Origin of the sequence: Rossellomorea sp. FM04394, assembly GCF_041889765.1 — a bacterium.
GTDB classification, from domain to species: domain Bacteria; phylum Bacillota; class Bacilli; order Bacillales; family Bacillaceae_B; genus Rossellomorea; species Rossellomorea aquimaris_B.
In genome coordinates this window covers 1,539,911-1,553,474 of sequence record NZ_CP168654.1, presented here as the reverse complement: position 1 = coordinate 1,553,474, position 13,564 = coordinate 1,539,911, and the positions used below count along the sequence as shown (strand labels likewise).

Here is a 13,564-nt window from a genome sequence, read left to right as displayed (position 1 = left end):
GGGTTATACTCATGAATGTTCAGCAGTTGAAAACGATGTTGGAGTTGCAAGCTTTAAACAGCTTGGGTACAGTATCTTCCGTTCAACAACACACCGGGGGGTCCAGCGAGTTATTTCAACAACTATTAAATCAGGCACTTCATCACACTGACCAGAACCCTTTAAATATAAATCAAACACTCGGGGCCGTTAAAAAGGCACTGGGAAACAATACAGCCTTCTCCCTTTCATCACCTCTTCGTGAACTTTCCGCTCTGAGCAATCCGAACTGGAATCCTCCCCAGGAGATTGATGAAATGATATCCCGTGCAGCCGATCAGTATGACCTGCCAAAAAAACTGATTCAAGCGGTTATTAAGCAGGAATCCAATTTCAACCCTAATGCTGTCAGTCCTGCAGGTGCATCAGGTTTAATGCAGCTCATGCCGAGTACAGCAAAAGGGCTCGGTGTAAACAACATCTTTGACCCGGAAGAAAACGTTTTTGCCGGAACGAAATACTTAAAGCAAATGCTCGATAAATACAATGGGGATATCCACCTGGCTCTTGCAGCCTACAATGCAGGTCCCGGAAATGTCGACAAATACAACGGTATCCCGCCCTTTAAAGAAACCACTGCCTATGTAAAAAAAGTGACCGATCGCTATTTTGGGTAATAACAAAGATGGCTGACCTTAATTTTCTGGTCAGTCTTTTCTTCTGTACTTTCTTATTCAGGCGAACAAGAAAAAACTATAGTCTTATAGACCTAACCCCCCTTAAATTCACCTATACCATCCCCCACAAATTTCTATGAAATCAGGATATACACCAGAAAGAAGGCTACACTAATTTAGGAATAATAAGTTGATGTAAGGCGATTTGTTTGAGATATAAATAAATGCTTGCTAGAATAAACATACAATCTAAGGAAAAAGGAGTCATTCTTATGGTCGAGAAACCACAAATGCCTTATAATCTTATCGGCGAAAAGAAACTCTCCATGCTCGTTGAAGCTTTTTATTATAGAGTAGCGAATCATCCTGAGTTAGCACCGATCTTCCCGGATGATTTAACCGAGACAGCCCGCAAACAAAAACAATTTTTAACCCAATATTTAGGTGGACCGGCTCTTTACACAGAGGAGCATGGTCACCCTATGCTGCGTGCAAGGCATCTTCCCTTCACCATCACAGAGGAACGGGCAAAGGCTTGGTTAAGCTGTATGCATGAGGCAATGGATGAGGTCAATCTAGAGGGTCCAGTGAGGGATGACTTTTTTCACAGGCTGGTATTAACCGCCCATCATATGGTAAATACTGAAACACCAAAGGGTTCTGCCATTGACTAGAACAAACAGCTGGCATCACCTTAAAGGGTGTGGTCGTGACAAGAAACCCCTGGAAATATATATGTTTGTTGACCCTCTTTGCCCGGAATGCTGGGCGCTTGAACCAATCTTAAAGAAACTGCACATTGAATATGGTCAATACTTCCGTATTCGCTATATCTTAAGCGGTCAGCTCGCATCATTAAACATTGCGACTAAGAGAAAACAGGAAGATTTAGCTCAACAATGGGATAAAACAGCGAGCCGCTCCGGGATGTCGTGTGACGGAAGCTTATGGATAGAGAATCCGATTGATTCACCTTATCTTGCTTCTTTTGCCATAAAAGCCGCTGAGCTTCAAGGTAAGCATTCGGGAATCCGCTTTTTACGGTTTTTACAGGAACGATTATTCCTAGAGAAACAAGACATCTCGAACATTGAGGTACTAAAAGAATGTGCACAGGCAGCCAAGCTTGATCTAAATGAATTCATGAATGATATTAACTCGTCTTCTGCATCAAAAGCCTTTCAATGCGATGTCAAAATCACGTCAGAGATGGAAGTGGAAGAAATTCCGACCCTCGTCTTCTTTAATGAAAATATTGAGGATGAAGGTTTAAAGATTACGGGATTGTATTCATATGAGGTGTATGTTCATATTATTGAAGAGATGCTTGCGGCAAAGCCTGAAAAGCAGCCCTTGCCACCACTGGAAGTATTCATGAAATACTATCGTGTTGTGGCGTCGAAGGAAATAGCCGTTGTATATGATTTATCAATAGAAGAAGTAGAAAAGCAAATGAAGAAATGGACACTTCAGCAAAAAGTAAAAAGGCTCCCTGCAAAACACGGGACCTTCTGGAAATATATTAGCGATTAATTATTTCAGTATATTAAAATCAGCCCATAAACAAGAAAAGCCGATGTTGTTTCCAACATCGGTTTTTCAATACGAACAAAGGGGATGGGAGAAATTTTTCACGGTCAAACAAAGGGGTATATGTTTGCTTGTGATCAACTTCACACTGATAATATATCACGCATCCACTTGTATTGGCAAGTTGTTTGTATGGTATTTCACAATATTGTCAAAATCCACACATGTTCCCCACTACACTTTCATATATATGGATACAAGACAACTTATCACCGGAGGGAAATGATATGGCATTAAAAATGAAATACGCAATCCTCCTCTTGTTAATCCTGATCAGCTTCTTCATAAACATACTCGGGCTCATGCGTCTGGTTCCGATCTATATAACATCCCCCATCCTCTTTCTCTCACTCCTGCTCTTCTTCCACTCCCTTGGAAACCGCAACCGCTTCAGGGGATTCAAATCAATGAAATGAGGGACGGACCTTCAACTTGCAAAGTATAATAATATAAAAAATCCCAGAGGAAAGGAATTCCTTCTGGGATTTTTAAAATGGAATGCTTACACTAATCTAATTATTGAAGTTTCTCCAGCAGTTCTTCCATTTCATTCAGCTTTTCTTCAAAGACCTTGCACGCGTCTTCTACCGGCTTGGAGGTTGTCATGTCCACCCCTGCTTTTTTCAGGACTTCAATCGGGTAGTCAGAGCTTCCAGCTTTCAGGAAGTCGATGTAGCGTTCCACCGCCGGCTCCCCTTCTTCAAGAATTTGCTGACTGAGAGCTGTCGCTGCAGAGAATCCAGTCGCATATTGATAAACATAGTAATTGTAGTAGAAGTGAGGTATTCGAGCCCATTCCAATCCAATCTCTTCATCGATCGAAATATCTTCCCCGAAATATTTCTTATTCAATTCATAATATTCTTTCGTCAAGAATTCAGATGTAAGGGCTTCTCCTTCCTGTGCTTTCTTATGAATGAGATGTTCAAACTCTGCAAACATGGTTTGACGGAAAACAGTCCCTCTGAATCCTTCTAAATAATGATTTAGGAGGTACAGTCGCTTTTTCTCATCATCAATTGTGTTTAATAGAAAATCATTCAATAGCGCTTCGTTACACGTAGAGGCCACTTCAGCAACAAAGATGGAGTAATGACCATACGTGTAAGGCTGGGCTTTACGCGTATAATAGCTGTGCACACTATGACCGAACTCATGAGCCAGTGTAAATAGATTGTTGACATTATCCTGCCAGTTCATAAGGATATACGGGTTCGTTCCATATGCTCCTGAAGAGTATGCCCCGCTTCTCTTTCCTTTGTTCTCGACTACGTCCACCCAACGATTATCAAAGCCTTCTTTGAGGACATTGGCATATTCATCTCCCAGAGGCTTTAAGCCATCAAGGATCATATCCTGTGCTTCATCATAGCTTATATCCATCTTGACTTCTTTCACAAGAGGCGTATATAAGTCATACATATGAACTTCATCCAAACCTAATACTTTCTTACGAAGCTTCACATACCGTTGCAGCAAGTGAAGGTTTTTATTGACCGTATCGACAAGGTTGTCATACACCTGTTCAGGAATATTGTTATTGGATAATGCCGCATGTCTTGCTGAATCATAATGTCTTACGTTTGCCACAAAATTGTCTTTCTTCACTGCTCCACTTAATGTAGAGGCAAAGGTATTTTCAAATTTCCCGTATGTTTCATATACTTTCTTGAACGCTTCTTCCCGTACACGACGATCACCGCTTTCCAGAAAACGAATGAAACGGCCATGTGTGATGTCAACTTCTTCTCCGTTTTCATCTTTAATGCTCGGAAACTCCAGGTCAGCATTGTTCAGCATACCAAACGTATTGCTCGCAGCACTGAACACCTCAGAAGCCTGAGCAAGCAACGCTTCTTCCTCTGCTGATAGAACATGTGGGCGCTGTAGGTTAATTTCCTCTAGAGCATGCTTGTATTTCTTCAGCTCTTCTTTTTTGTCTAGAAACCCTTGCAGCTTACTTTCCTCAATTGATAGCACTTCGGGCACTAAATATGCAAATTTACTTCCTAATTGTGTATAAAGACTTTTGGCACGGTCATCGAGACCCTGATAGTACGAATTCGTTGTATCCTGATCATAGCGCATATGAGAATATGTATACACCTTACCCATACGTTCCATAATTTCATCCTGAAAGGCAAATGCTTTATATAACTGATCTGCACTCTCCCCTAAAGTTCCTTTGAACTCGTCTGCATTGCCGGTCAATTCTTTTATCTCTTTATATTCTTTTTCCCACGCTTCATCATTTTCAAATATATCTTCCAATCTCCACGTTAACTTTTCTTCTACCTCTTTTCTACCAGGCAGACTTTTCACAGCTGTATCTTTTGACATATACATCCTCCATTCTGAAATCTACAGAAAATTCCTTATAGTTACATTCTCTCTTATCTAAGATTTTCCTGCAACAAAACAATCTTTATTAGACCTTTTTTAATATATGCTTCCATTTAGGAAAAAAATCATGCTGATGCCGTTCAAAACCAGAGAAATTGTCTGGACAAATCCACGGCACCGATAGCTGAAAATCACCATTCTTCAACCTGTTAACCACCTGCATATCTTCTAGTAGGGTCAAGTAACTTTTTGCTATTTCTTTGAGTATCTCCCCCACCCCTGCTAAAGGAAGCGAACGAAACTTTAAATATCCTCTATCTATTCTTTTTTTTATCACCTCAACCACTCTTTCCTCTGAAAAAAAGAGTTCCTTCTTCATGCAATCCTTCCATATATAATATTGCCATTCGACCGCATGATTCTTAAATTGTAGTCCATGAGGTAATACCGGGATGCCAACGAACAAAGGCAAATATAAAAAAGTATCCCCTTCCTGATAAACTTCACGTAAAAATAAATCATCTTTTGCTCTACCATAATGAAGTTTATTATAGATCCACTTCATTCGAAATTGATTCCAATTTTTTAATAGGTATGGGAAATTGACTGTAGAATGCGGAATGGCCAATGGAAGAGTGAATTCTTCAATAGGAACCCTGACTGGGGAGGCACTAATAAACGCTGATGCTGAAACAGGAATGAGATGAGTAAATAATTGAAAGCTTCTTTCTTCAGGAGAAAAATGGAGAAGAAAGTAGTGTAATTGAGGTGAGTACCGGATAAATGCTTGCTGAAAGGAAGGCAGATACAGGTTTCCTTTTTTCTTTACTGGCTGGGTGAGTATCCATAGGGGAGTGATGTCTTCCATTTGATAACCTTGCGTTCTGGAGATGATATCGGAAATGGGAATGGTAGAACATTGGATTTCAACGGCTATTTTTTTCAATTCCGTTTTTACATATACATCAGCGATTTGCTGAAGATTTTTAATATAATGCTCAACCTTAACTTCTTTAAAGTGCAATTTTAATCTATCATATAAAAGTTGCTTACTGAGTAGATGTCGGGGTGACTCATGCTGCTTACCTATCTTACAATGAGACTGTGGGTGATGAGCAAAATGTGGAATCTTCTGATTTCCGATTCGCAGGGTTAAGGGGGATAAGCAATGGGGACAGAGGAATGGAAGACTCTTTTTTCGCAGACTTATTAATTCCTCTCTTGAATAGTGAATGGTTGACAACACCTTCTCTTGAAATACAGCTGTTAACATAGAACACCTCCTCCTACAATCATTCGCCAAAAAACGGGAAATTCCTGCAAAAAAACCTTCAAGTTAAATATCACTTGAAGGCTTCTTCTTATAAAAGAGGTGACATTAAGCGGGAAGTGGATTCCAGTAAGCGATAGCCAAGATGTCTTTTTTGAAACTCTTCCAAATGTAATTCTTCTGCATCCTCTAAATCATGTAAATATTCTTTCACAAGTGAATTCGTGCTTTCTGTTTTATAAAGAAATGCATTGACTTCAAAATTTAAATGAAAACTTCTCATATCCATATTTGAAGTACCAATCGATGCCATTTCTTCATCTACAATGACAATTTTACTATGCATAAAGCCCTTTTGATATTCGAAAATTCGGGCTCCTGCTTCGAGAAGATCGGGAAAATAAGACCTTGAAGCGTGAAACACTATTCGTTTATCAGGTTTATGAGGAACCAATAGTCTTACATCAACACCACTTAAGGCAGCGATTTTCAGAGCTGAGAAAATATCCTCATCCGGTATGAAATAAGGTGATGCAACCCATACGCTTTTTCTTGCTGAAGTGATCATTGAAAAGAAAATATTTTTCAGAACGCTCAACTCATTATCCGGTCCACCAGCAATCATTTGAACTCCACCATCGTTCGTATTTTCCAATGGGTCCGGGCTTAAATACCCTGGCGTTAAGAAATCGTCGTTCGTCATATAATACCAATCTTGAAGAAAGATGAGCTGCAGCGTTCGAACGGCTTCTCCCCTTACAAATAGATGAGTATCCCGCCAAAAACCAAACTGAGGATTCTTACCTAAATACTCATCTCCAATATTAAGTCCACCAACAAAGCCAATACTTCCATCAATAACGATAATCTTACGGTGATTTCTAAAGTTGAACTTATTATTAAGAACAGGAATTTTCACGGGGCCAAACGGAACCACTTCAATCCCTGCATCTTTTAATTCAACTATATAGTCCTTTGATAACTGCCATGCCCCGACCGCATCATAAAGGAAGCGGATTTTCACACCATTATTCGCCCGTTCAATGAGAATATCCTTGATCTGATTTCCAATGTCATCATGGCGGACAATATAATACTCCATATGAATGTGATGCTTCGCAGTTTTTAACCACTTCAGGATTTCCCCGAATGTCTCAGTGCCATTGGTTAAAAGTTTTGTTTCGCTTGAAAAAGAAATGGCACTGTTCCCTATTCGCTGGGCAAGCTGTATGTGCTTTTCCTGAAACATGCCAAACATATCAGCGTTCATTTCTTTGGGACCAGGTTCATATTTATTATAGGTTTCCTTGTCCAATATGTACTTCTTCTGATACATCCTCTCTTTCCTGTAGTTACGGCCAAACAATAAATAAAAGATAAAGCCAAGTATGGGGAAAGCACCCAATACGACTAACCATGTCAATGTTTGAGTAGGATGGCGATTCTCAAAGAAGATAAGAAATCCGATTACAATAACCGAGAATGTAAAAATCAAACTAATATACTTTACCATACCAGAGAGGTACTGATCAAAATACAAAATATAACTTAACACCAGAACAGCAATAAATAGGAGGACTCTCACTGTATTTTTCATACTTCTAACACCTTCCACTGGCTTAATGATGCTAAATAAAAAAATACCGATTTCTAAATGAAACCGGTATTATCCTTAAGAAAAGTGTCCACTCAATGTCTCAAACACATGTTCATTTATGACAACTTTTCCATACTCTTCAAGGCGATGAACGGTCATTCGTGACTCATCCGCATATTCAAGCAGTATACTTAACATATTGTCGATATCTTCTTCCGTGAAGTGCTCTTCTGAAAATTTAACGTAAATAAAATATTTATTTTCGAATGCAAGCAGCTTTGTCTCCAGGTGATCCAATGGCATATCCTTCATCCGATGGGACAGAGAAATGGCATCTTCAAAATCATTGAATTTCAATGTGAAATCCAGTGCTACTTCTGCTTCTCCATCTTGATCCTGCTTGATTTGGAAATGCTGATCCAAAAGCTCCTCAATGCGTTCATCTACAGGAAGTTCCTTGAGTTTATCCTCTGGGATAGGTAACTCAAATCGCTGGCCATCCTTTGAAACCTGAGCTCTTGTAACTAATACTTCAAGCCCTTTATCTAACGCTTGAACTTGAATCCATAGCGGTCCTTCTATTCCGAAATCTTCTTCTTGATGAACCTCATCCATCATTTCCCAGAAGAGTTCTTCACTTCTTTCGCGATTATACCAGATTTCCTCGCGGTCAAAGCCGCGATCCTCTATATCCCCATAGGAAATATAGAATTTGACGGTATTTTCATTAATGCGTTCGATTTCCATTTAACACCTCTCCCTTCTTGCATGATGTTAGTGAAGGGACTACACCCTCTGAGCCTTAAGCCCGATTGCTGGTGAAGATAGAAGATACATTTAGGTTAGTTTGTACCTTGTACTTCTATTTTATGATATAAACACTGAAAATGGAATAAAAATAACACCCATTTTTTTCTTCACAAATCACACTATTTAACGCGTTTTTGACATTTTAGCGAATATTTGCAGAAAATTCAAGTGTTAATACTTAATCTAATATAAAAGGGGTTGACCCCAAAGGATACGCAACGTTCCTTAAAGGGTCAGCCCCTTTTACTTATATATTCTCATACATACATAATGCTTGAGAATGAAAAAATACTTTAGTTTACCATTCTTTGAGCTTCTAGAAGTTGGAACGTACGAACTTTCCTTGGAAGGAATCGTCTGATTTCATCTTCATTATAACCTACCTGAAGACGTTTCTCATCCAATATGATTGGACGTCTTAAAAGACCAGGATTTTTCTGGATAAGCTCGAACAATTCTTGAAGTGGTAAAGTTTCTAAATCTACATTAAGCTTTTGGAATGTCTTAGAACGGGTAGAAATAATTTCGTCTGTTCCATCCTCAGTCATTCGAAGAATTTCCTTGATTTCATCAATGCTTAATGGCTCAGAAAATACGTTACGCTCTGTATATGGAATCTCATGCTCTTCTAACCAAGCTTTTGCCTTACGACAAGATGTACAACTAGGTGAAGTGAATAATGTAACCACGAATCATTCACACTCCCTTAAGAATTTTTTATATAGAGTATTTTATTTAAACAATAGCTGTTAATTAAAATTAGTTTAAATAAGAAATCTCTATTATGTATTATACATGAATTACTGTCCCTTGAACATAGTTTTAACTAATTTGTCAAATTTCCTATACATAGGTTTTACATGCGTCATATGATCTCTTTCTATTAACGCTTTACCCGGTTCAAAAAGCCAATAAACATGATTGAGAACATTTCCATATTTTCATTTAGAAAACCTTATTGCGAATAGACAATAAGGTTCTTCTACATTTAGAGATTTTTCAGTACATCTCCATCACGATCTTCATCTTTCTTCAAGACTTCTTCAACCGGCTGGTATGACGCACCATAAAACTTCTTATCATTATAAGTATGGATTAATTCATATGTTTTCTTCATAGAGTTGAAGATCAGGTCTTCTGATTCTTGATCTGGAGCCCAATAAAGGATTTCCATTTCATTAATTTCATTTGTAGCGAGAGAACGACGTGCATATCCTATACTAACGGCATGCTCGAAGCCTTCACGCTTGTAAAACTTCAAGCGCTTCTCCGTATCGCTGTCATCATAGTCCACGGGCTCTACCTCTAAAATGATAGCTTTATTTTTTCCTTTTAACTTCTCAAGTAATTTATGACCTAAACCTTGACCCCTGGCATCCTTTGAGACAAAAAGATAATCAATAAAGATAAAGTCATCAAGTTCGGCATACATAAGAACGTGGTGTGGTCCCTCATCTTTATGATAGATATCGCTTCTTTCTTTAAGTAATGACTCAAGATGTTCTTTTGATTTCATTTCCTCTACAGGGAAATACTGATTTAACTTTTCATACCAGTGCATGGATCTACTCCTTTAAAAGAATTTTGGGTGACATTGACTAACGGAATACAATTATTTTTCACAGAAAAAAAATGTTTATGTTAGATGTTAGTCTTATCCGTGGGATTAAAAGTACGGAATCAAAGGCAGTAACGCCTATGAAGAGGGTAATGTGGTTGAAAGCGGTTAATCTTACCAATAAATTAATAATAACAATAGATGAGCATTTTTTCAAATCGAAAAGCTTAATTCATATATAATAACAATGAAAACAGAAATGCCTGCCCTGTAAATGACAGGGCAGGCATTCGGCTTATGGTGTGTAGTCTACACCTTCTGTATACGTATTACCTGCATCCCATAAAAGGAATTCTTTAATACCTTGATCATTCAATGCTTTAATTTGTGCTTCAACCTCTGCCTTCCCGTAGGCTTTATAATTTCCACTACCTAACCAGGAAGCTGTGAAGTCCTGTAGCCATGGTCTTGAGATAGGTGGGTTTTTCAATTCCGCTAATTTAGAATTTTCAAGCTTCGCATACTCAGACACCAATTCATAAGGTTGTAAATCAGGCTTGGCAATTCCGAAGTATGGAGTCCAATGACTCGGATAAATCATGGAAGAAATCACATCAACGTTCTCAGATATTTTCGAGAAATTCTGCCCGATACCCGGTGCCTCCGGTAGTGTTGCCGTATAACCGAAGATATCGACAGAAACCTTTACGCCATAGGGCTTAAGCTTTTCACGGGCATACTCTACAAAATCCGTAACAGCATTTACACGTTTCTGGACGTTATCGGTATTATTACTCGCATATTCTCCGCCGTCGTACTGCAGCTCATCATCACGCTTCTCAAAACCTTCAGGAAAACGAACATAATCAAATTGTATCTCCTGGAATCCCATCTTAGCGGCTTCGATGGCTATCCCTACATTATAGTCCCATACTTCTTTCAGAAATGGATTCACAAAGGATTCTCCTCTGCCGTTTTTCCATACCTGACCTCCATCTTTAAAGGATAATTCCGGTTTATCGTTCGCTAATATCGTATCTTTAAATACAACGACTCTGGCAATCGGGTAAATCTGTTTTTCTTCAAGTACCTTTAAGATTGCTTTAGGATCTTTGATGTATGGTTGACCTACTTTAGCATATGGAGAAGATTCTTCGGGTTCGTATGTAACATAACCGTGATCATCTTTAATATCAATAACCATGGCATTTAAATCCGTATCATCCATAAGTTTCGTTAGGCTTTCAAATCTCGCTCCACCTGCAGAGTGCCCAGTAACATAAACCCCTCTAACCGCATCAGGGTATTCAAATTTAAAGCCGGAATCATATGCAAATCTTGGCGCGGGACTTGTTATTTCCTTCTTACTTAAAGAAAGACTTCTCTTCTCGTGGTCTACCGGCCCGTCTCCTTCAGCACTCGCTGTTTGGAACGGTAATACGCACATTGTGACTAAACATAAGGATGTCGCTACCTTACTCCATTTCAAAATAAACCTCTCCTCTATTAAATAAGCTATCTAGTAAAATATGTAACACCATATACTATTCTAACAAGGAAATAACTTGAAAGAAAAGGGGTATTACTCCTAAACTGTCGAAATTTCCAAGGAAATTAAATATCTTCATTAGATAGTATGATTTTCATGTAAAAATGATGAAGAACTATAAAGAACCCTTCAATAAAAAAAGCTCCCCTCATTAAAGGGAGCTTTTTTTATTGTTTTAGTTTTTATACTGAGCTTTATATTGCGCAAACTCTTTGTCTGAGCAATATACGAAGTGTCCAGGGGCCACTTCACGCATTTCAAGATTATCTTCCTCTGTATAGTTGTGAACAGAAGGATTATATTCTTTTCTTCTGCGTGTGCGCTCATACTCAGGATCCGGTAGTGGGATCGCTGATAATAGTGACTGAGTATAAGGATGAAGCGGATTTTTATAAAGGGCATCACTTGGTGCCAATTCGACTAATTTACCAAAGTACATCACCCCGATACGGTCACTGATGTATTTTACCATGGAAAGATCATGGGCGATAAATAAGTACGTCAAGCCCTTCTCTTTCTGAAGCTCCTGCATCAGGTTAACAACCTGTGCCTGGATCGAAACATCAAGAGCTGAAATCGGCTCATCGGCAATAATGAAGTCAGGATCTACCGCAAGGGCACGGGCAATCCCGATACGCTGTCTTTGACCACCTGAGAATTCATGTGGGTAGCGACCTGCGTGCTCTTTATTTAAACCGACTGTTTCAAGTAAATCATGAACTTTTTTCAAACGTTCTTCTTTAGAAGGTGCCAAGCCATGAATGTCGATACCTTCAGCAATAATATCAGCTACCTTCATGCGAGGATTCAAACTGGCATATGGATCCTGGAAGATCATTTGCATCTTACGGTTGAATTTCTTCAATTGTGAACGTGACTTTTTACCATGTACGTCTTCACCATTAAATAAAACTTGACCATCTGTGGCATTATACAACCTAATAATCGTACGACCAGTCGTAGATTTACCACACCCGGATTCTCCTACGAGACCAAGGGTTTCCCCTTTATATATATCAAAGCTGATATCATCGACAGCTTTAACCATATTCGGCTTACCTGGGTTAAAGTACTGCTTTAAATTCTTAATTTCTAATAACTTTTCTGCCATTATGAACGAACCCCCTCAACAAGTACCGGCTCTTTGTAATTAGAAGGCATTTGTCTTTGTCTTAATTTAACGATTTCAGGCGGCTCAACTTTTGGAGCATTCGGGTGCAATAACCAGGACTTCACAAAGTGAGTATCAGAAACCTGGTAATATGGCGGCTCTTGTTCAAAATCCACTTTTAATGCATATTCGCTGCGAAGGGCAAAAGCATCTCCTTTAGGTGGATTTAATAGATCCGGTGGAGTTCCCGGAATAGCTACTAATTCCTGTTCACCTTCAGTTTCTGTTGTAGGCATCGAACCGATCAGCCCCCAAGTATAAGGGTGACGTGGATCATAGAAGATTTCATCCACTGTACCTGTTTCTACAATTTGACCACCATACATCACCGCAACACGGTCCGCCACATTTGCTACAACACCAAGATCATGAGTAATGAAAATGATGGATGTATCAATTTTATTCTGCAGATCTTTCATCAGCTCAAGAATTTGTGCCTGAATCGTTACGTCCAATGCTGTCGTAGGCTCATCTGCAATCAGGATCTTTGGATTACAGGCCAGAGCGATCGCGATGACGACACGCTGACGTTGACCACCGGAAAACTGGTGAGGATATTGCTTGAAACGTGTTTCCGGACTAGGAAGACCTACTAATTTAAGTAGCTCGATGGCACGTTTTTTCGCATCATTTTTACTCATATTCTGGTGTTTCACCAACGGTTCCATGATTTGCTTACCAATCGTCATTGTTGGATTCAGAGACGTCATCGGATCTTGGAAAATCATAGATATGTCTTTTCCACGAATTTTTTGCATATCCTTTTCGGGTAATTTTGCTAAATCTTTACCCTCAAATATCATTTCTCCACCTTTAATAAAGCCTGGAGGATTTGGAATCAATCTCATTAGAGCTTTCGTAGTAACTGATTTCCCTGAACCAGATTCACCAACGATCGCTAGTGTTTCACCTTTATCTAAATGAAAATCTACACCACGGACAGCCTGAACTTCTCCTCCATGCGTATTGAAGGAGACGTGTAGATTGTTGACTTCTAAAATTTTTGACATATTCATAATC

13 protein-coding genes are annotated in these 13,564 nt (G+C 39.1%); 4 read left to right on the top strand and 9 right to left on the bottom strand.

Annotated elements, in window-relative coordinates; genetic code table 11:
• The first annotated feature begins 11 nt into the window (after positions 1-11).
• From ACCB35_RS07780 to ACCB35_RS07765, 4 genes are all read left to right on the top strand, one after another.
• Positions 12-656, top strand: a complete 645-nt coding sequence (locus ACCB35_RS07780) for a lytic transglycosylase domain-containing protein (RefSeq protein WP_374056433.1) — start codon at positions 12-14, stop codon at positions 654-656.
• A 272-nt stretch (positions 657-928) separates the two neighbouring features.
• Positions 929-1,330 (top strand): globin, encoded by a 402-nt coding sequence (locus ACCB35_RS07775; protein WP_374056432.1) that lies wholly within the window; start codon positions 929-931, stop codon positions 1,328-1,330.
• Positions 1,323-2,189, top strand: a complete 867-nt coding sequence (locus ACCB35_RS07770) for a ClpXP adapter SpxH family protein (RefSeq protein WP_253275471.1) — start codon at positions 1,323-1,325, stop codon at positions 2,187-2,189. The genes ACCB35_RS07775 and ACCB35_RS07770 overlap by 8 nt, the downstream gene beginning before the upstream one ends.
• Positions 2,190-2,473: 284 nt before the next feature.
• Positions 2,474-2,662, top strand: coding sequence for a hypothetical protein (locus ACCB35_RS07765; protein WP_052504431.1), 189 nt, complete (start codon positions 2,474-2,476; stop codon positions 2,660-2,662).
• 100 nt (positions 2,663-2,762) lie between these two features.
• Here ACCB35_RS07765 and pepF read toward each other — a convergent pair whose 3' ends face one another.
• The 9 genes from pepF to ACCB35_RS07720 form a co-directional block, all read right to left on the bottom strand.
• Complete coding sequence (gene pepF, locus ACCB35_RS07760) at positions 2,763-4,586, bottom strand: oligoendopeptidase F (protein ID WP_374056431.1); 1,824 nt, start codon at positions 4,584-4,586, stop codon at positions 2,763-2,765.
• 88 nt (positions 4,587-4,674) lie between these two features.
• The gene (locus tag ACCB35_RS07755; protein ID WP_374056430.1) at positions 4,675-5,862 is read right to left on the bottom strand and encodes a competence protein CoiA; all 1,188 of its coding nucleotides are present in this window, start codon (positions 5,860-5,862) and stop codon (positions 4,675-4,677) included.
• A gap of 88 nt (positions 5,863-5,950) precedes the next feature.
• Positions 5,951-7,456 carry a cardiolipin synthase gene (gene cls / locus ACCB35_RS07750; RefSeq protein WP_374056429.1) on the bottom strand — a complete coding sequence of 502 codons (1,506 nt, stop codon included), beginning with the start codon at positions 7,454-7,456 and terminating at the stop codon, positions 5,951-5,953.
• A gap of 75 nt (positions 7,457-7,531) precedes the next feature.
• A complete protein-coding gene (gene mecA, locus ACCB35_RS07745; protein WP_044337683.1) occupies positions 7,532-8,203 on the bottom strand; it encodes an adaptor protein MecA in 672 nt (223 codons plus the stop codon).
• Between the two features lie 356 nt (positions 8,204-8,559).
• Positions 8,560-8,955 (bottom strand): transcriptional regulator SpxA, encoded by a 396-nt coding sequence (gene spxA / locus ACCB35_RS07740; RefSeq protein ID WP_032089161.1) that lies wholly within the window; start codon positions 8,953-8,955, stop codon positions 8,560-8,562.
• 299 nt (positions 8,956-9,254) lie between these two features.
• Positions 9,255-9,827 carry a GNAT family N-acetyltransferase gene (locus ACCB35_RS07735; RefSeq protein WP_044337684.1) on the bottom strand — a complete coding sequence of 191 codons (573 nt, stop codon included), beginning with the start codon at positions 9,825-9,827 and terminating at the stop codon, positions 9,255-9,257.
• A gap of 292 nt (positions 9,828-10,119) precedes the next feature.
• A complete protein-coding gene (locus ACCB35_RS07730) occupies positions 10,120-11,313 on the bottom strand; it encodes a putative glycoside hydrolase (RefSeq protein WP_374056428.1) in 1,194 nt (397 codons plus the stop codon).
• A 235-nt stretch (positions 11,314-11,548) separates the two neighbouring features.
• On the bottom strand, positions 11,549-12,484 hold the full coding sequence (locus ACCB35_RS07725; RefSeq protein WP_374056427.1) for an ABC transporter ATP-binding protein: 936 nt from the start codon (positions 12,482-12,484) through the stop codon (positions 11,549-11,551).
• Positions 12,484-13,554, bottom strand: coding sequence for an ABC transporter ATP-binding protein (locus ACCB35_RS07720; RefSeq protein ID WP_374056426.1), 1,071 nt, complete (start codon positions 13,552-13,554; stop codon positions 12,484-12,486). The genes ACCB35_RS07725 and ACCB35_RS07720 overlap by 1 nt, the downstream gene beginning before the upstream one ends.
• Positions 13,555-13,564 lie beyond the last annotated feature (10 nt).

Coding starts and splice junctions, on each gene's coding strand:
- ACCB35_RS07720 (WP_374056426.1), bottom strand. CDS start 13,554: ATGTCAAAAATTTTAGAAGTCAACAATCTACACGTCTCCTTCAATACG.
- ACCB35_RS07780 (WP_374056433.1), top strand. CDS start 12: ATGAATGTTCAGCAGTTGAAAACGATGTTGGAGTTGCAAGCTTTAAAC.
- cls (WP_374056429.1), bottom strand. CDS start 7,456: ATGAAAAATACAGTGAGAGTCCTCCTATTTATTGCTGTTCTGGTGTTA.
- ACCB35_RS07755 (WP_374056430.1), bottom strand. CDS start 5,862: ATGTTAACAGCTGTATTTCAAGAGAAGGTGTTGTCAACCATTCACTAT.
- ACCB35_RS07775 (WP_374056432.1), top strand. CDS start 929: ATGGTCGAGAAACCACAAATGCCTTATAATCTTATCGGCGAAAAGAAA.
- pepF (WP_374056431.1), bottom strand. CDS start 4,586: ATGTCAAAAGATACAGCTGTGAAAAGTCTGCCTGGTAGAAAAGAGGTA.
- ACCB35_RS07735 (WP_044337684.1), bottom strand. CDS start 9,827: ATGCACTGGTATGAAAAGTTAAATCAGTATTTCCCTGTAGAGGAAATG.
- ACCB35_RS07765 (WP_052504431.1), top strand. CDS start 2,474: ATGGCATTAAAAATGAAATACGCAATCCTCCTCTTGTTAATCCTGATC.
- ACCB35_RS07725 (WP_374056427.1), bottom strand. CDS start 12,484: ATGGCAGAAAAGTTATTAGAAATTAAGAATTTAAAGCAGTACTTTAAC.
- mecA (WP_044337683.1), bottom strand. CDS start 8,203: ATGGAAATCGAACGCATTAATGAAAATACCGTCAAATTCTATATTTCC.